We start from the raw sequence: 16,634 nt of genomic DNA, 5'->3' as shown, positions 1-16,634 counted from the left end.
CGCTGGTCAACCCGTGAGCAGTTCGTCGATCGTCCCGTCGACCGCACGACCACGGGCGGCCAACTCCTCAGCCTGCCGGGCCAGCACCGCACCCACCTCGGTCATGTCCGCCCCGGCCAACCCGGTGCGCCGCACCGCGTCCCCCGGGTCACGGAAGTAGGTGCGGCTCAGCAGACCCGTCACCGTGGCCGCAGCCAGCCGGGCCTCACCGAGCATCAACAGGGCCTGGTCGGTCTCGTACCACTCGGCGAGCCGGGCCGCCCGGGCGTGCGCCGCGCTGCCCCGATACCAGGCCTGCCGGGCCGCGGTGCTGAACTCCGCCGGTCGAGCCCGGGCCAGCCGGCCCAGATGCTCGTCGCGCAGCGTCCGCAACCAACCCGACGGGTCGTGCAGCGCCTGCGTGGTGACGTAACGGTCGGCGGTCAGCGGCCACAGCGGAGAGACCACCCGAGCCTGCGCCAGATAGTCCTCCGCACCGGCCACTGTCAGATCGACGAGCACTCCGTCCACACGACGGGTCGCCGGCGGCGGGCCGGCACCGGACCGGTAGGTGACCACCAACATCCCCGCCTCGCGGTCCCCACCGCCGTCGTCGTCACCGTGCGCCAGGGGCCCGTGCACAGCTACCGCGAGCACATCGGCCGGGAAACGCCGCCGGACCGCCTCGGCGACCCGCTCCGCGACCGCCCAGCGTCCATCGTCGAGACCCCGATCGACACCGGTCTGCCCGCCGCTCGCGCTCACGGCGTCACCTCCCGCTACTGGGCGCCACGATCCGCGCGAACATCAGGGATGTTGGTGTCTCCCACGGGTTGGAGGCAGCGACATCCGGGACGTTGCTCGGATCGTGGGCGTGGGGCGTGGGGAAACTCGACTCGCCAACTGCCGTCGAAGTTTAGCCAGCAGGCGGCGGGTCGGCGGGCGCGCCGCGCCCGGTCGGCACCAGCCGGAAGATGTGGATCTCCCGGCCGCCGGCCCGCTGCACGTACGTGTGGTACGCGGGCCACTCAGTGACCAGCAACTGCCACAGCCGGTCCCGCTCGGCGCCGGACGCCCGGACGGCGCGTACCGGGATCCGTCGACCCTTCACGTCCACCGTGGCGGCTGGGTCGGCGAGGACGTTCATCGCCCAGCCGGGGTGGTGCGTCTGCCCCCAGTTGGAGCCGATCACCACGTAGGCGTCGTCGTCCCGCACGTACAGCAGCGGGTTGCTGCGGGGCTTGCCGGAGCGGCGACCGGTCGTGGTGATCACCAGGGACGGCATCAGGCCGAGCGCGACCACCCGGCCCCGGGTGAGCCGACCGATCACCCGGTCGGCGGGAACCAGCAGACGCGCGGCGGCGCCGAACCACCGGTAGTGACCAACTCGGCGGGTGAGATTTCCCAGCACTGACACGCGGATCAGTCTGCCGGTTGCCCGGCCCGCGCGGCACCCCCCGCACGCGCACCAATCGCCGACCGGCGGACGGGGTGCCCAGCGGTCAGTCCAGTCTCCGCTCGATCGGCAGCCGGGCGCGGGTGAACAGACCGGCCCCGAGCATCGCCACCACCGGCACCAGCACGAGCACCCCGAGCGTGGGCCACGGCACCAGGATCGGGTACGGATCGGGTACCGGCCAGTCGCTGGCGTACTGCCGGTTGACCGAGAACAGCACGATCGCCGCGGTGCCCAGCCCGGCCACGATGCCGAGCACCGAACCGAGCCCGGCGATGACCCCGGCCTGGCAGATCGCCAGCAACCGGCGTAACGCAGGTGCCGCGCCGACGGCCGCCAGGGTGGTCAGTTCGGCGCGTCCCTCGGCGGCGGCGAGCGCCGTGGCGATACCGGCCGCTCCCACCGTGATCAGGCCGGCCGCCGCCGCGATCAGCAGGAGCAGCGGTGAGACGTCCCTTGGCGCGGAACCCTGCTCCACGTTCAGCGAGAAGGTCCCGAACGACCGCAGGGCGGCGGTGAACCGTGCCTGCTGCTCCTCGTCGGGCGGAATCGTGGTGCCGACCACCCAGCCGGACGAGGACCAGCTCACGCCGAGTTGTCGGGCCGCGCCGGTGGACAGCAGCAGACGGGGATAGCCGACCGCCCGGGGCAGCGCGTACCCCGGCAGATCACGCAGCGTGGTCAGTTGATCCCGTCCGGTATCCACCCGGCTGACGCGTACCGTCACCAGACCGTCGTGCAGGTAGCGCGGGTCGGTCACCACCACGCCGCCGGCACGCAGCACCGCCGAGGCCGCCGCTGTCGTCGTCGGGTCCGCGCCGGTGAGAAGTGGTAGCGCGCTGCCGTCGTCCACCTCGGGCTGCACGTAGCCCTCGGAGGGGTCCAACTCGCAGCGTGGGTCGGACCGAGCCTGCTGGCGGTGCGACGCGGGAAGGTCGTCGCCGATCTGCCAGGGGCATGCCCGGCTCGCGGGGAGCACCGGCGCGATGTCGCAGTAGACGGTGCCCGTCGCGTCGCAGTCCGGCGTGTGGACCGCGGCCACCGCGTCGACCCCCAACTGATCCTGGGCCGCGTCGACCACCTGGGCCAGCGTCGGTTGCTGGCCCGACCCGTTCTGGTAGACCAGCATGTGACCGGTCGGCAGCATCGGCTGATAGGCGCGTGCGTCGCGGACGCCGTCACTGGCCAGGTACCCACCGAGCGCCACGCTGCTGGCGACGGCGGCCATCACGGCGCAGATTGCCGGCACCGCGGCGGCTCGGTTGCGGCTGGCGTCGCGCAACGCGATCCGCGGCGCCAACGGCAACAGCCGGCCGAGGCGGGCGAGCGTCGTGATCAACGTCGGCGTGCAGGACACCAGCCCCAGCTCGCCGAGGATCAGACCGGTGAGGATCACCGCGGGGGAGGTCCGGCTGGACCCGTACGCCGCCAGCCCCGCCCCGCCCACGACCAGCGCCAGGCCGACGACCAACCACCGGGCCGGGGACACCGGTGGGGTACGTCGCCCGGCGAGCCCGGCGCTGACGTCCTGCCGGGCGGCCGTCCACGCCGGTGCCAGCGCGGCGAGCACCCCGGCCAGCACCGCTACCGCACCGAGCAGCACCAGGGCGGCCGGCCAGCAGCGGTAGCCGCCGAAGCGCAGGCCGAAGACGTACTCCTCCATCAGCGGGCGACCGGCGAACGCCGCGCCGACGCCGACGATCAGGCCGACGGCGGCGCCCAGCACGCCCAGCACCACACCGTCGGCCAGCACGACCCGGCGCAGTTGGGCGGCATCCCCACCGGCCACCGCGACCAGCGCCAGATCCCGCCGTCGACGACGGACGCCGACGGCGAAGGCCGGCCCGACCAGCAGGACGACCTCCAGCAGCCCGAGGCCGGCGATCAGGACGCCGGTGCTCAGGTCGTTGGCGTCGCTCGCCCCGATGAACCCGAACCGGGTCCGGTTCGCTCCGTCGCCCGGACCGTCCGAGTGACGTGCGGTGACCACCACTCCCCGGTCGTTGAGCCGGGACACCAGCGCGGCGTCGACGGTCCCGGGTATGTCCGCCAACCAGACGCTGTCCGGCCCCGGACCGGTCTTCGGTACGGCTCCCGGGTGCAGCGCCACGACCGGACCGAGGTCGTCGGGGAACTCGACCACCCCCACCACTGTGTACGCCCTGCTCCCGTCGGCGACCGTGACGGCGTCACCGAGGCGCAGGTCCAGGCGGCGCAGTGCCGCCGGGCTGACCGCTACCTCGCCGGGCTGCTGTGGTGCCCGGCCGGCCAGGAACCGCACCAGCCCTCGGGCCAGCGGGTCGCCGAGGTCCAGCACCCGACCGGACACGTTCTCGTCGCGGTCCGGGCCGCGCAGGGTCAGCGGGGCGTGCGGGCGCACCTCGGTGACCCGACTGCCCGGACCCAGCAGCGCGGTCATCTGGGCTGCGGTGACCCTCGGAGGGGGCTTGCCGTCCTGCGTGTTCCAGCCCTCACCCCACTCGTCCTGTCCCACCGGGCCGTTGGCGACCCACTGCAACTCCGCGTCGGCGACGCCGAGTCGACGGTCGACACGTTCCTGCGCGGTCAGCTCGGCCATGTCGTAGTTCGCCGCGAGGAAGGCCAGCGCGGCCACCGGCAGGGCGATCATCGCGAGGACCAGGGCGGTCCGTCGCCGGGCCCGGCGGGACTCGCGTCGCGCGATCCGCAGCGCGGTCCGCCAGGAGCCGGTCAGCTCGGCGATCCGCCGCCGGCCGACGAGGACGGGTGGCTGGACCGGCGACGCCGGCACGGGGTCGGCCCGGCCAGGGGCCTGCCGCGTACGGCGGGTGATCACCGCTCGCTACCGGACAGCAGCTGCTCGACGCTGCCCAGCGGTGCCGTCGTGTCGACGAGTACGCCGTCGCGGAGGAACACCACCCGGTCCGCCCAGCCGGCGTGTCGTGCCTCGTGGGTGACCAGTACCCCGGCGGCGCCCGCGTCGATCCGGCGGCGCAGCAGGTGCAGCACCGCCTCGCCGGTCTGCGAGTCCAGTGCGCCGGTGGGCTCGTCGGCGAGTACCAGCCGCCGCTCACCCACCAACGCGCGGGCGATGGCCACCCGCTGCTGCTGCCCGCCGGAGAGCTGGTCGGGGAAGCGGTCACCCAGCCCGGGCAGGCCCACCTCGGTGAGCGCGGCCCGGGCCAGCGCGCGGGCGCGGCGTCCGCTGGTGCCGTCGAGCTCCAGCGGGAGCGCCACGTTCTCCAGCGCGGTCAGACTGCCCAGCAGATTCAGCTGCTGGAAGATGTAGCCGATCCGGCGTCGACGCAGTTGGGCCAGCCCGCGACGGTTCAGGGCCCCGAGCGGTTGCCCCTCGACCCGGACCTCGCCGCCGGTCGGACGGTCCAACCCTCCGGCCAGCGCCAGCAGCGTCGACTTGCCGGATCCGGACGGCCCCATCACGGCGACCAGTTCGCCGGGCCGGACGGCCAGGCTGACGCCGCGCAGCGCGTGCACCGCCGCCGGTCCGGTGCCGTGGGTGCGGTGGACGGCGCGGAGCTCCAACACCGCGTCGTCCGACCCGCTCACCGTCGCGCCTCCTCGCCGGCCCACCTCGCCGAGTCCTGCGCGTCGGCGTCCCCCGGTCGGGGCACGGGAGGTGCCGGGCCGCTGGGTTGGTGCCGCACCAGACTGCTCTCGCAGTGGTCCAGCCAGCGCACCTCCGCCTCGGCCTGGAACACCATGGAGTCCAGGACGAGGCGCCAGGGGAGGTCCTCCGGCCGGTTGCTGCCGTACTTCAGCCGGGTCAGCTCCTGTAGGGCACGCATCGTCGCGCTGCGCTGGGCCTGCACCACCGAACGGACGTCCACTCCGGGGGTGGTCAGCGCCAACGCCAGCTTGATGGCCAACTCGTCGCGGGGCCGGTCGGTGCGGCTGATCGGGGTGGCGAACCACAGCGCCAGGTCCGCCCGGCCGGCATCGGTGATCTCGTACGGGCGCTGCCCGGCCTCGCTCTCCGGCAGCGGGCGCACCAGACCGTCCCGTTCCAGCCGGGACAGCGTGGTGTAGACCTGCCCGATGTTCAGCGGCCAGGTCGAGCCGGTCGACTCCTCGAACGCGGCGCGCAGCTGGTAGCCGTACATCTGGCCGCGTTCGAGCAGGGCGAGCAACCCGTGACGGATGGACATGGCAACGGAGTATGCATACCTGGTATGCGCTCCGCAACCGGAGTGGGCCTGTTCAGGCAGGTCGACCGGGAAACGGGACGGTCAGCGGGGTCAGTCCGGCCGTCTTGCGCCACCGGGTGGCGCGTACGGCGTACTCCACCAGGGCCGCCAGCGCCTGGTCCCGGTCGGCGCCGGTGGTGGACGCCAACGCCGCCCGCCAGTGCGCGGCCGTGCGTTCCTCCACCTCGGCGGCGAGCCGCAGGGCGCTCGCCCGGTCGGTGACCGGGAACGGCAGCGCGTAGCCGGCCCGGTCCGGCGGTACGACGCCGCCGGCGGTGGTGAGCTGCACCACCAGGGTGTCGCGCCGACGTCGATGGGCGGCCTCTGCCTGGTGTGCCGCCTCCCGTGCCGCGCCGGTGAGCCGGACACCGATCCGCCCGTAGGCGTAGATGGCCGCGTACTCGGCGGACAGGGCGGAGGCGAGAGCCTCCCCGGCGGACGGCTGCCTCACTTCAGTGCCTCCTGGTGGGTGGCGCGGGCGGCGACGATCGACCCGAGCAGTGCGGCCCGCTCGGCGGGCGCCGCCGCGCAGGACTCGGTGGCGGACTTCTGGGCGCTCTTCTCGAGTGCGCGCAGCGCGGCGAGCGCGCCGGCCTGGTCGGCCGCCGCAGCGGTGGTCGGGGCGCTGGCCCCCGCCGAGGGCAGGGCCACGCCGATCACCCGGGCCAGCTCGGTGGCGTGGGCGGTGTGCGCCTCGCCGATCGGGCCGAGGCGGTCGGCCAGGTCCGGATGTGCGGCGGCGCTGCTCCGGTACGCCTCGGCCAGCGCGAGCGCCTCGTCCACCATCGGCCGCAGCGGGTCCGGCGGCGGCGCTGGCTTGTCGTCACGGTCGAAAAGATCACAGCCGGTCAGCGGCGCGGCGGTGCCACCGAGCACCAGCAGCGCCCCGCCACGCAGGATCTTTCGCCGGGAATGTCCGGATGCCTGGTTGCGCTGTGTCGTTCTGCCGATCCCCACCGGGCAAGTCAACACCATGAGGGCCGGTCCAGGGGCCACCGGCGTCGGTGCGCCGCCCGGCCCGCCGCCGGGCAGGCGCGTTACGCTCTGCGCAGCCACCGGCGTGTCCGCTCCGGTGGCGTGCCGGCATGGCGGGAAGACCCACCACCGTCGACCAGGGAAAGGGTGCGGAGATGACGCAGCGTGGCCGTGCCACCAGGCCGACAGGTCGGCCCCGCGTTGCCGCGGGTCCCCGCGGTGGTGACCTCGCCGGGCGACGTGCCCGGTTGCGAGAGGTGATCGAGCCCGTCGTCAACGACGCCGGCTACGACCTGGAGGACCTGTCGGTCTCCCGGGCCGGTCGTCGGCACGTGGTGCGGGTGATGGTGGACGCCGACGGCGGGATCGACCTGGACGCCGTCGCGGACGTCTCCCGGGCGGTCTCGGCCGCGCTGGACGCCGCGGAGGAGACCGGTGGCGACATCGTGGCCGGGGAATACCAGCTCGAGGTCAGTTCGCCGGGCGTCGACCGGCCGCTCACCCTGCCCCGGCACTGGCGGCGCAACGTGAGCCGACTCGTCAAGGTCACCGTCCGGGGCGCGACCGCGCTGCCCGGCCAGCGCGGCGAGCAGCCCGCCGGCGATCGCCTGCTGACCGGCCGGGTGGTCGCGGCCGACGACGAGGGCGTGCAGCTGGAGACCGAGGACGGCCGGACCTCCTGGGCGTACGCCCAGCTGGGCCCGGGTCGCGTGCAGGTCGAGTTCACCCGCCTCGCCGAGCTCGGCGAGGCGGACGACGAGTTCGACGACGCGGACGATTCAGACGAGATCGACGATTCAGACGACATCGACGACGAAGATGATGTGGAGGACGAGGAGAGGTGAACATCGACCTCGCGGCGCTGCGCGCACTCGAGCGCGAGCGGGAGATCCCGTTCGACACGATTCTCGCGGCGATCGAGACCGCGTTGCTGACCGCCTACCGGCACACCGACGGCGCCGAGCCGCACGCCCGGGTGGAGATCGACCGCAAGTCCGGCGCAGCCCTGGTGTACGCGCAGGAGATGGACTCCGACGGCAGCCTGGTGCGGGAGTGGGACGACACCCCGCACGACTTCGGCCGGATCGCCGCCATGACCGCCAAGCAGGTGATCCTCCAGCGTCTGCGGGAGGCCACCGACGAGGTGCACTTCGGTGAGTACGTGGGCCGCGAGGGTGACCTGGTCACCGGCGTGGTGCAGGCGCACGAGACGCGTACCGAGAAGGGCATCGTCAGCGTCGACCTGGGCAAACTGGAGGGCGTGCTGCCGCAGTCCGAGCAGGTGCCCGGCGAGCGGTACGCCCACGGTGAGCGGGTCCGCTGTGTCGTGGTGCACGTGGCCAAGGGCATGCGCGGGCCGCAGATCACCCTGTCCCGGTCGCACCCGGCGCTGGTCAAGAAGCTGTTCGCGCTGGAGGTCCCGGAGATCGCCGACGGCACTGTGGAGATCGGCGCGATCGCCCGTGAGGCAGGTCACCGTACGAAGATCGCGGTGCGCTCCACGACCCCCGGCGTCAACGCCAAGGGTGCCTGCATCGGGCCGATGGGCCAGCGGGTGCGCGCCGTGATGAGCGAGTTGCACGGCGAGAAGATCGACATTATTGACTGGTCGGACGACCCGGCCACCTTCGTCGGTAACGCGTTGTCGCCGGCCAAGGCGCTGCGGGTCGAGGTGGTCGACCTGGCTGGTCGAGCTGCCCGGGTGACCGTTCCCGACTTCCAGCTTTCGCTCGCCATCGGCCGGGAGGGGCAGAATGCCCGACTCGCTGCCCGTCTGACCGGTTGGCGGATCGACATTCGCTCCGACGCGGAGCAGAGCGCCCCGGCCGCGCGTGCGGGAGCCGATCACGTGCGGGAGCCGGGCGGAGCGATCTCCGGCGGCTAGGGGTAGACTTCTTCCAGTGGTACGACGCACGCAGCCGGAGCGCACCTGTGTGGGCTGCCGACAACGTGCGCCGGCCAGCGAATTGCTGCGGATAGTCGCGGTCAGGGACGAGGCTGGTCACAGCCTCCGGCCTGATCCGCTTCGCAGGCTGCCGGGTCGGGGAGCGAACATGCACCCGGATCCGGCCTGCTTCGCGCTGGCGGTGCGGCGCCGCGCCTTCGGGCGTGCGCTGCGCATCACCGAGGTCCTCGACCACGGTGTGCTGGCGGAGCACGTCGATGCGCCAACCACTACGTCCGGTCAGCCCGACCGGGCGAGGGTCGCTAGCAGGGTAGGACGACCGACATGAGCACACGATGAAGTCCCTGAAATGACCAGGCTTCAAGTGCACGAGTGAGGTCGCTGCGGGTGCTGCCCGCACGACCTCGGAGTGAGGAGTGCAGTGGCAGGCAAGGCCCGCGTACACGAGCTTGCAAAAGAGCTCGGGGTCGAGAGTAAGACCGTTCTCGCCAAGCTGAAGGAAATGGGCGAGTTCGTGAAGTCCGCGTCGAGCACCGTCGAGGCGCCCGTCGCCCGGCGGCTGCGTAACGCATTCGTCGCGTCCGCCGGTGCTCCGGCAGCGGCTGCCCCGTCGGCGCCCGCGTCGACGCCGGCTTCCAATCCGACCCCGACGACGTCCCCGACCCCGGGCGCGCCCCGGGTCTCGGCCAAGCCGATGCCGCCTCGGCGGCCGGCCGCGCCGGTGCCCGGCCCGAAGCCGAAGGGTCCGGTGCCTGCTGCGCCGCAGCCGCCGGCTCCGGTCGCCAAGCCGGCGAGCGCCCACGACATCGAGGTGGCGGCCGCGGAGGCGCGTGCCGCCGCGCTGAAGGCTGAGCAGGAGGCCGCGGTCAAGGCCGCGCAGGCCGCCCGTCAGCAGCAGCGGGAGAACCCCGTTCGCCGGGAGCCCCCGGCAGACGGCGGCAACCGTCCCGGCCCTCGGCCGGGTCCGGCCGCGATGCCGCCCCGTCCCGGTTCGCCGGCAGCTCGCCCGAGCACGCCTGCTCCGGGTCCGGGTGCCCGACCGGGTGGTCGCCCGCCGGCGCGCGGCGCCGGTAACAACCCGTTCGGCATCCAGGGTGGCCAGCAGCAGCGGCCTCCGGCCGCTGGTGCGGGTGGTCCCCGGCCCAACACCCCGGCGGGTATGCCGCCGCGGCCGAGCCCGAACTCGATGCCGCCGCGGCCCAGCCCGGCGTCCATGCCGAGCCAGCGCCCGGCTGCCGGTCGTCCCGGTCCCGGTGGCGCTGGTCGTCCCGGTGGCGGCGCAGGTCGTCCCGGTGGCGGTGGCGGTGGTTTCCGTGGCGGTCCCGGCGGTGGCGCCGGTGGCGGTGGCGGTTACCGCGGCGGCCCCGGTGGCGGCGCGGGTGCCGGCGGTGGCGGTGGCTACCGTGGCGGTCCCGGCGGCGGTGGCGGTGCTCCCGGTGGCGGTTTCCGTCCGGGTGGTCCGGCCGGTGGCGGCGGTCGTCCGGGTGCGGGCGGTCGTGGCCGTGGCGGCGGCGCCGCGGGTGCCTTCGGGCGTCCGGGTGGCCGGCCGACGCGCGGTCGCAAGTCCAAGAAGCAGCGCAGACAGGAGTTCGACAACCTGTCGGCTCCGACCATGAGCTCGGGTGCTCCCCGGGGTCAGGGTCAGGTCGTCCGGCTCTCCCGTGGCGCCTCGCTGTCGGACTTCGCCGACAAGATCAACGCCAACCCGGGTTCGCTGGTCCAGGAGATGTTCAACCTGGGCGAGATGGTCACCGCGACCCAGTCCTGTTCTGACGACACCCTGCACCTGCTGGGTGAGCACCTGGGCTTCGACATCCAGATCGTCAGCCCGGAGGACGAGGACCGCGAGCTGCTCGCGCAGTTCAACATCGACCTCGACGCGGAGGTGGCCGAGGAGCGTCTGGTCAGCCGTGCGCCGGTGGTGACCGTCATGGGTCACGTCGACCACGGTAAGACCAAGCTGCTCGATGCCATCCGTAAGGCGAACGTCGTTGCCGGTGAGGCGGGTGGCATCACCCAGCACATCGGTGCGTACCAGGTCCACGTCCCGCACGAGGGCGAGGACCGGGCGGTCACCTTCATCGACACCCCGGGTCACGAGGCGTTCACCGCCATGCGTGCTCGTGGCGCCCAGGTCACGGACATCGTGATCCTGGTCGTCGCGGCCGACGACGGTGTGATGCCGCAGACCATCGAGGCGTTGAACCACGCCAAGGCGGCCGACGTGCCGATCGTGGTCGCGGTCAACAAGGTCGACAAGCCGGATGCCAACCCGGACAAGGTTCGCCAGCAGCTGACCGAGTACGGCCTGGTCGCCGAGGAGTACGGCGGCGAGACCATGTTCGTCAACGTGGCCGCCAAGCCGGGCATCGGCATCGAGGAGCTGCTCGAGGCCGTCCTGCTGACCGCCGACGCGTCGCTGGAGCTGACCGCTCCGATCGACGGGCCGGCGCAGGGTGTGGCCATCGAGGCGCACCTGGACAAGGGCCGCGGTGCGGTGGCGACGGTGCTGGTGCAGAAGGGCACCCTGCGGGCGGGCGACTCGATCGTCGCCGGTGGGGCGCACGGCCGGGTCCGGGCCATGCTCGACGAGAACGGCAACCAGCTCTCCGAGGCTGGGCCGGCGCGTCCGGTCATGGTGCTGGGTCTGACCGCGCCTCCCGGCGCGGGCGACACGTTCCTCGCCGCGGCGGACGACCGCACGGTGCGGCAGATCGCCGAGCAGCGGCAGGCACGGCGGCGGGCGGCGTCCTTCGCCAACTCCCGTGGTCGGGCCACCCTCGAGACGCTCATGGAGCAGCTCAAGGAGGGCGAGAAGACCTCGCTCAACCTCATCCTCAAGGGCGATGTCTCCGGTTCGGTGGAGGCCCTGGAGGACGCGCTGTTCAACCTCGACATCCCCGAGGAGGTTCAGCTCAAGGTCCTCGACCGGGGCGTCGGCGCGATCACCGAGAGCAACGTCATGCTCGCGAGTGCTTCGTCCGAGCCGGTCACGATCATCGGCTTCAACGTGCGGGCCTCGAACAAGGTCCGTGAGATGGCCGACCGCGAGGGCGTGGAGATCCGGTACTACACCGTCATCTACCAGGCCATCGAGGAGATCGAGGCAGCGCTCAAGGGCCTGCTCAAGCCGGAGTACGAGGAGGCCGAGCTGGGCACCGCGGAGATCCGCGACGTCTTCCGCTCGTCCAAGATCGGCAACATCTCCGGTTGCATCGTCCGGTCGGGCATCATCCGGCGCAACGCGAAGGCTCGACTGCTTCGGGACGGGACGGTCGTGGCGGACAACCTCACGATCACCTCGCTCAAGCGGTTCAAGGACGACGCCACCGAGGTCCGCGAGGGCTTCGAGTGTGGTCTGACCCTGGGTGGTTACAACAACGTCCAGGTCGGCGACGTCATCGAGACCTTCGAGATGCGGGAGAAGGTTCGCGCCTGATCCGGCAGTGACACGCTGATCAAGGGGTTTACGCCGAACGGCGTAAACCCCTTGATCATGCGGGGCGGGTTGGCGGTATCGTCCGGGGCGATGTTCACCGGAACCGCGGTCTTCGACCTGCTGCTGCCGGGCGACTCCCGGTCGCTCAAAGCCAAGAGATCATATGTACGGCCGATCGTGGCGGCGCTGCGCCGCTTCGAGGTGTCGGCTGCCGAGGTGGGAGCGCTCGACCTGCACGGTCGGGCGCAGATTGCGGTGGCCGTGGTGGCCGCCGAGACAGTGCACGTCCGCGAGGTGCTCGACTCCTGTGAGCGCCTGGTGGCCGGCCGTCCCGAGGTCGAGCTGTTGTCGGTTCGACGCCGGCTGTACGGCGTGGACGACGACTGACCACGGTGCCGGCTGTGCCGGGCGACCGGTGCGGCCGCGAAGGTAGTGTTCGAGATGTTGGCCGGTCGGCCGGCGGCCTCCGGGTCGCCGGGTCGACCGGGAGCAGGACGCCGTGGAGGTGGCGAGATGTCTGATCCGGCCAAGGTACGCCGGCACGCCGAGCGGGTGCGTGAGCTGGTCGCGTCGGTGGTGCGGAGCCAGATCAAGGACCCGCGGCTCGGGATGATCACCATCACCGACGCCCGGATAACCGCTGACCTGCGCGACGCGACGGTCTTCTACACGGTGCTCGGCGACTCGGTGGCCCAGGCGGACACGGCCGCCGCGCTGGAGAGCGCCAAGGGGATGTTGCGCAGCACTGTCGGCAAGGCGCTCGGGCTTCGGCACTCGCCGACCCTGGCGTTCGTCCTCGACGACGTGCAGGACCAGGTCAAGCACATCGACGACCTGCTCGCCGCCGCCCGCAACGCCGACGCCGAGGTGCAGCGGCTCGCCGCCCAGGCGAAGTACGCGGGCGAGGCCCAGCCCTACCGGGTGGACGACGAGGACGACGAGACGGACGAGGCCGACGAGGTCTCCGACGTCAAGGAGACCCCGCGGGGTGGGGAAACGCGGTGACCAGCGCCACCAGCGCCCCGCTGACCGGGGCGGCCGGGGTTGTCCCCACCGAGGCGGACTGGGCTGCGGCCGAGGCGCTGCTGCGGGATCTCCCGGTGGGCGCCCGGGTGCTGTTGATCTGTCATGTCAACCCGGACGGCGATGCCCTGGGCAGCATGCTCGGCTTCGCGCTGGGCCTGCGGCAGCTCGGCGTACGCGAGGTGCAGGCGACCTTCCCCGGGCCGCCGGAGGTGCCGGAGCCGTTGCACGGGCTTCCCGGTCTTGAGCTGCTGGTCCCGGCCGACGCGGCGGACCCCGCACCCGATCTGGTGATCTGTTTCGACGCGGCGAGCGAGTCGCGTCTCGGCGAGTTGGCCGGGCGGCTGTCGTCGGCGGGTGCGGCGTTGGTGCTCGACCACCATGCCTCGAACCCGGGCTTCGGCACTGTCAACCTTGTGGATCCGGGCGCTGCGGCGACGTCGGTGGTGGCTGAGCGGTTGCTGGCCCGGCTCGGGGTTGTGGTCGATCGGGAGATCGCCGAGTGCTTCTACGTGGCCCTGACCACTGACACTGGTTCGTTCCGGTTCGCGGCGACCACCCCGGCGGTGCACGAGATGGCCGCCCGGTTACTGGCCACCGGCATCTCGCCGGGCGACATCTCGCGGCGGGTGTTCGACACCCGGCCCTTCGGCGCGGTCCGTCTCTTCGGTGAGGTGCTCGGCCGGGCCCAGTTGGAGCCGACCGCCGCCGCTGGCCGAGGGTTCGTCTGGACCTTCGCCACCCTGGACGACCTGGCCCGACACGACCAGCGGCCGTACGTGCTGGAGGCGTTGATCGACTCGGTGCGCTGCACCGCCGAGGCGGACGTGGGCTGTGTGTTGAAGCAGACCACGTCGGGCGAGTGGGCGGTGTCGATGCGCAGCAAGGGCGCTGTGGACGTCAGCCGGGTCGCGGTCGCGCTGGGCGGCGGTGGTCACACGTTCGCGGCCGGTTTCACCGGTCGGGGCACCGTCGAGCAGGTGGTCGAGTCGATCCGTGACCAACTGGACGGGGCGCTGGTCCAGCCCACGAGCTGACGCGGCGTTTACCGCCATCGATCCGCCAAGCCCGAAGATCAGGGTCAGCTCCGGGGAGTGTCGGTCTTCCCGCGCTCCGTGAGACCGGGAAGAATTGCGGGATGGAGCAGCCGCACGACCTCACCGTGGAGGCCCCCCGCGCCTGGGACCGGCCCGCCGTCTCCGTTCCCGTCCTGGTCTGCCTGTCGCTGGTCGGTGGTCGGTTCGCCTCCTTCTCCACCGAGGCGAATTTGTTCACCCTCGGCACCGGCGGGGTGCTGATCTGGCTCGGTCTGAGCAACCGCGTGCCTCGGCGACCGGCGCCGCGCCGTCTGGGCGCGGGAGCCGCCTGGTGGGCGGTGCCGGTGGTGGTCTTCGGCGTCTTCGAGGGTGCGACCTTCGTGCTGGCCGCCGGTGATGACTTCCCGACCTTCTCCCGGCTCGCCGACCCTCTCCTGGAAGATCAGCTGACTCGTTCGGCGGCCTGGTTCGCCTGGCTGGCGGCCTTCTGGGGGCTGGTGCGGCGATGATGCGGGCGCTTGCGATCGGCGGCTTCCTGGCCGCGCTGGTGCTCTTCGCCGTGGTCGAGTGGATGGCCCGGCGGGAGGGCTCCCGGATCCCCACGCTCGGCGAGGTCTGCGCGTACGTGATGCGCTACGAGGTCGGTCTGGTGCCGGTGGGCCGGATCGGTCTGTTCGGGTTCTGGTGGTGGCTGGGATGGCACTTCCTGGCCCGTTGAGCCGGGTTGCCGACCGTCCAGATGGCGGGAACCGTGAGCAGCATATGGACCTGAACGATAACTTGGGAGAGGGCCGGCGCCGCGTGGCGGTGCAGGTCATGGGTGGTGGTGCCACACCTCGTGCTGCCTCCCTCCAGGGTCGGACCGACCCGGGCTCAAGCTGCCCAGGCGGCTGCTCCGGTAACCCCGGACCGCCGTGGGGCGCTCAGCAGGACCGCCCGTGAGGGCCACCGTGTGTCGGTGGCTCGCTCCCTGGAAGGACCACCACCGTGCCGAACAAGCCCAAGCCCGAGACCACCACCGACGACGCCCGTGAGCAGGCTCGCCGCGCGCTGCAGACGTCGATGGACACACGCCAGTGACCCGACCGGGCCAACGCTGATCCCTCTGGTCGGTGCGGTCGGACAGGGGCGGACGCTTCCTGGTGTGCCTTTGACCAGAGAGGCCGACACCCCGACTGCCCGCTGGCAGGTCCTGCGCGGGACGTGACGACGACCCTGAGCGCCACCCGCTGGGGGAGCTTGCCGACGAGGTAAGCAGTCGGCGGGATTGCGATCCTTACTGCGGTCGTGCCAGGATCGGCGGCGATGAGCCAGACCGCCACAACCGACCGATCCGTCTCGCCGCGCCGGATCGCCAGCCTCGCCCTGCCGGCCCTCGTGGTGCTCGCCGCCGAGCCGCTCTACGTGCTTGTCGACACGGCGGTGGTCGGTCACCTCGGCCGGGTGCCACTCGCCGCGCTCGCCGTCGGCGGCACGGTGATGACGCTCACCGCCTGGGTCGGCACCGTGGTCGCGTACGGCACCACCGGGCGTGCGGCCCGCCGCTTCGGCGCGGGAGACCGGGCCGCCGCTGTGGCCGAGGGCGTCCAGTCGTCCTGGTTGGCGTTCGGTGTCGGTCTGGTGATCGCGATCGGCATGCAGTTCGGCGGAGCCGCGCTCGCGCGTACCCTCGCCGGTGGTGCTGGCGACGTGGCCGACGCCGCCGCACACTGGCTGCGGATCGCGGCCCTCGGCGCCCCCGGCCTGCTGCTCGCCGCGGCCGGCAACGGCTGGCTGCGCGGCGTGCAGGACACCCGCCGCCCGCTGTACTTCGTGCTCGGCCCCAACCTGCTCTCCGCGGTGCTGTGCCCGCTGCTGGTCTACCCCGGTGGGCTGGGCCTGATCGGCTCGGCGGTGGCCAACGTCGTCGCGCAGACCCTCTGCGGTGCGCTCTTCGCCGCCGCGCTGGTCGCCGAACGGGTGTCGCTGCGGCCCCGACCCCGCGTGATCCGCCAGCAGTTGGTGCTCAGCCGGGACCTGCTGATCCGAGGGCTGGCGTTCCAGGCGAGCTTCCTCTCCGCGACCGCCGTCGCCGCGCGCTTCGGCGCCGCCGCTGTCGGCGCCCACCAGATCGCCCTGCAACTCTGGTTCTTCACCGCGCTGGTGCTCGACGCCCTCGCCATCGCCGCGCAGTCGCTGGTGGGTGCCGCGCTCGGTGCCGGCGACGACGCGGGCGCGCGGGCGCTCGCCCGCCGGATCGGGCTGCTCGGCGGAATCTGCGGCGTCGGGTTCGCGCTGTTCGTCGCCGCCGGCGCCGGCGTGGTGCCGACATGGTTCAGCTCCGACCCGGGGGTACGGGAGCAGGCCATGGTCGCGTGGCCGTGGTTCGTCGTGATGCTGCCGCTGGCCGGGGTGGTGTTCGCCCTCGACGGCGTGCTGATCGGCGCTGGTGACGTGCGTTACCTGCGCAACCTCACCATCGTGGCGGCGCTCGGTGGTTTCCTGCCCGCGATCTGGCTGGCGTACGCCCTCGACCTGGGGCTGGGCGGCATCTGGGCCGGGCTCACAGTGTTCGTGGTGATCCGGCTGGTCGCTCTGCTGCTGCGCCTGCGCAACGGCAGGTGGGCGGTGGTCGGCGCGGTCCGCTGACCGGCTC

At 72.6% G+C, this 16,634-nt stretch carries 17 protein-coding genes; 10 read left to right on the top strand and 7 right to left on the bottom strand.

From position 1 onward, the window contains the following. Window positions 1-6: 6 nt before the first annotated feature. The 7 genes from FHU34_RS26960 to FHU34_RS26930 all read right to left on the bottom strand — a co-directional run bounded on the left by FHU34_RS26960 (window position 7) and on the right by FHU34_RS26930 (window position 6,519). Window positions 7-744 carry a nucleotidyltransferase domain-containing protein gene (locus FHU34_RS26960; protein WP_145785017.1) on the bottom strand — a complete coding sequence of 246 codons (738 nt, stop codon included), beginning with the start codon at window positions 742-744 and terminating at the stop codon, window positions 7-9. A 151-nt stretch (window positions 745-895) separates the two neighbouring features. Further along, a complete protein-coding gene (locus tag FHU34_RS26955; RefSeq protein ID WP_145785016.1) occupies window positions 896-1,396 on the bottom strand; it encodes a nitroreductase/quinone reductase family protein in 501 nt (166 codons plus the stop codon). Between the two features lie 85 nt (window positions 1,397-1,481). Then, entirely contained in the window at window positions 1,482-4,250 is a 2,769-nt protein-coding gene (locus FHU34_RS26950; RefSeq protein WP_244311848.1) for an FtsX-like permease family protein, read from the bottom strand. Continuing rightward, a complete protein-coding gene (locus FHU34_RS26945; protein ID WP_145785015.1) occupies window positions 4,247-4,981 on the bottom strand; it encodes an ABC transporter ATP-binding protein in 735 nt (244 codons plus the stop codon). Before FHU34_RS26945 ends, FHU34_RS26950 begins: the two co-directional genes overlap by 4 nt. Beyond that, complete coding sequence (locus FHU34_RS26940; protein ID WP_145785014.1) at window positions 4,978-5,580, bottom strand: PadR family transcriptional regulator; 603 nt, start codon at window positions 5,578-5,580, stop codon at window positions 4,978-4,980. Before FHU34_RS26940 ends, FHU34_RS26945 begins: the two co-directional genes overlap by 4 nt. A 52-nt stretch (window positions 5,581-5,632) precedes the next feature. Further along, complete coding sequence (locus tag FHU34_RS26935; RefSeq protein ID WP_145785013.1) at window positions 5,633-6,070, bottom strand: ferritin-like domain-containing protein; 438 nt, start codon at window positions 6,068-6,070, stop codon at window positions 5,633-5,635. Then, on the bottom strand, window positions 6,067-6,519 hold the full coding sequence (locus tag FHU34_RS26930; protein ID WP_145785824.1) for a hypothetical protein: 453 nt from the start codon (window positions 6,517-6,519) through the stop codon (window positions 6,067-6,069). Before FHU34_RS26930 ends, FHU34_RS26935 begins: the two co-directional genes overlap by 4 nt. Before the next feature lie 230 nt (window positions 6,520-6,749). Between FHU34_RS26930 and rimP the strand changes: the two genes are divergently transcribed. From rimP to FHU34_RS26880, 10 genes are all read left to right on the top strand, one after another. Continuing rightward, window positions 6,750-7,439, top strand: a complete 690-nt coding sequence (rimP, locus tag FHU34_RS26925; protein WP_145785823.1) for a ribosome maturation factor RimP — start codon at window positions 6,750-6,752, stop codon at window positions 7,437-7,439. Next, window positions 7,436-8,479 carry a transcription termination factor NusA gene (nusA, locus tag FHU34_RS26920; RefSeq protein WP_145785012.1) on the top strand — a complete coding sequence of 348 codons (1,044 nt, stop codon included), beginning with the start codon at window positions 7,436-7,438 and terminating at the stop codon, window positions 8,477-8,479. Before rimP ends, nusA begins: the two co-directional genes overlap by 4 nt. Before the next feature lie 16 nt (window positions 8,480-8,495). After that, window positions 8,496-8,828 (top strand): YlxR family protein, encoded by a 333-nt coding sequence (locus FHU34_RS26915; RefSeq protein ID WP_145785011.1) that lies wholly within the window; start codon window positions 8,496-8,498, stop codon window positions 8,826-8,828. 93 nt (window positions 8,829-8,921) lie between these two features. Beyond that, window positions 8,922-11,939 carry a translation initiation factor IF-2 gene (gene infB / locus FHU34_RS26910; RefSeq protein WP_145785010.1) on the top strand — a complete coding sequence of 1,006 codons (3,018 nt, stop codon included), beginning with the start codon at window positions 8,922-8,924 and terminating at the stop codon, window positions 11,937-11,939. Between the two features lie 90 nt (window positions 11,940-12,029). Beyond that, window positions 12,030-12,326: a DUF503 domain-containing protein gene (locus FHU34_RS26905; RefSeq protein WP_145785009.1), complete on the top strand. Its 297-nt coding sequence runs from the start codon at window positions 12,030-12,032 to the stop codon at window positions 12,324-12,326. 126 nt (window positions 12,327-12,452) lie between these two features. Further along, a complete protein-coding gene (gene rbfA / locus FHU34_RS26900; protein WP_145785008.1) occupies window positions 12,453-12,944 on the top strand; it encodes a 30S ribosome-binding factor RbfA in 492 nt (163 codons plus the stop codon). Then, on the top strand, window positions 12,941-13,999 hold the full coding sequence (locus FHU34_RS26895; protein ID WP_423436756.1) for a DHH family phosphoesterase: 1,059 nt from the start codon (window positions 12,941-12,943) through the stop codon (window positions 13,997-13,999). Before rbfA ends, FHU34_RS26895 begins: the two co-directional genes overlap by 4 nt. A gap of 101 nt (window positions 14,000-14,100) precedes the next feature. Beyond that, entirely contained in the window at window positions 14,101-14,508 is a 408-nt protein-coding gene (locus tag FHU34_RS26890) for a hypothetical protein (RefSeq protein WP_088990968.1), read from the top strand. Next, on the top strand, window positions 14,508-14,717 hold the full coding sequence (locus FHU34_RS26885; RefSeq protein ID WP_208745211.1) for a DUF6186 family protein: 210 nt from the start codon (window positions 14,508-14,510) through the stop codon (window positions 14,715-14,717). Before FHU34_RS26890 ends, FHU34_RS26885 begins: the two co-directional genes overlap by 1 nt. 587 nt (window positions 14,718-15,304) lie before the next feature. Then, on the top strand, window positions 15,305-16,627 hold the full coding sequence (locus FHU34_RS26880) for an MATE family efflux transporter (RefSeq protein ID WP_145785006.1): 1,323 nt from the start codon (window positions 15,305-15,307) through the stop codon (window positions 16,625-16,627). Window positions 16,628-16,634: the final 7 nt, after the last annotated feature.

The organism is Micromonospora taraxaci, from assembly GCF_007830095.1.
Taxonomy (GTDB): domain Bacteria; phylum Actinomycetota; class Actinomycetes; order Mycobacteriales; family Micromonosporaceae; genus Micromonospora; species Micromonospora taraxaci.
This window is presented reverse-complemented; position numbering and strand designations above follow the sequence as displayed.

Bases quoted from the DNA above. Each gene is read 5' to 3' on its own strand.
- FHU34_RS26885 (WP_208745211.1), top strand. From the start codon at position 14,508: ATGCGGGCGCTTGCGATCGGCGGCTTCCTGGCCGCGCTGGTGCTCTTC.
- rbfA (WP_145785008.1), top strand. From the start codon at position 12,453: ATGTCTGATCCGGCCAAGGTACGCCGGCACGCCGAGCGGGTGCGTGAG.
- FHU34_RS26940 (WP_145785014.1), bottom strand. From the start codon at position 5,580: ATGTCCATCCGTCACGGGTTGCTCGCCCTGCTCGAACGCGGCCAGATG.
- FHU34_RS26890 (WP_088990968.1), top strand. From the start codon at position 14,101: ATGGAGCAGCCGCACGACCTCACCGTGGAGGCCCCCCGCGCCTGGGAC.
- FHU34_RS26905 (WP_145785009.1), top strand. From the start codon at position 12,030: ATGTTCACCGGAACCGCGGTCTTCGACCTGCTGCTGCCGGGCGACTCC.
- rimP (WP_145785823.1), top strand. From the start codon at position 6,750: ATGACGCAGCGTGGCCGTGCCACCAGGCCGACAGGTCGGCCCCGCGTT.
- FHU34_RS26880 (WP_145785006.1), top strand. From the start codon at position 15,305: ATGAGCCAGACCGCCACAACCGACCGATCCGTCTCGCCGCGCCGGATC.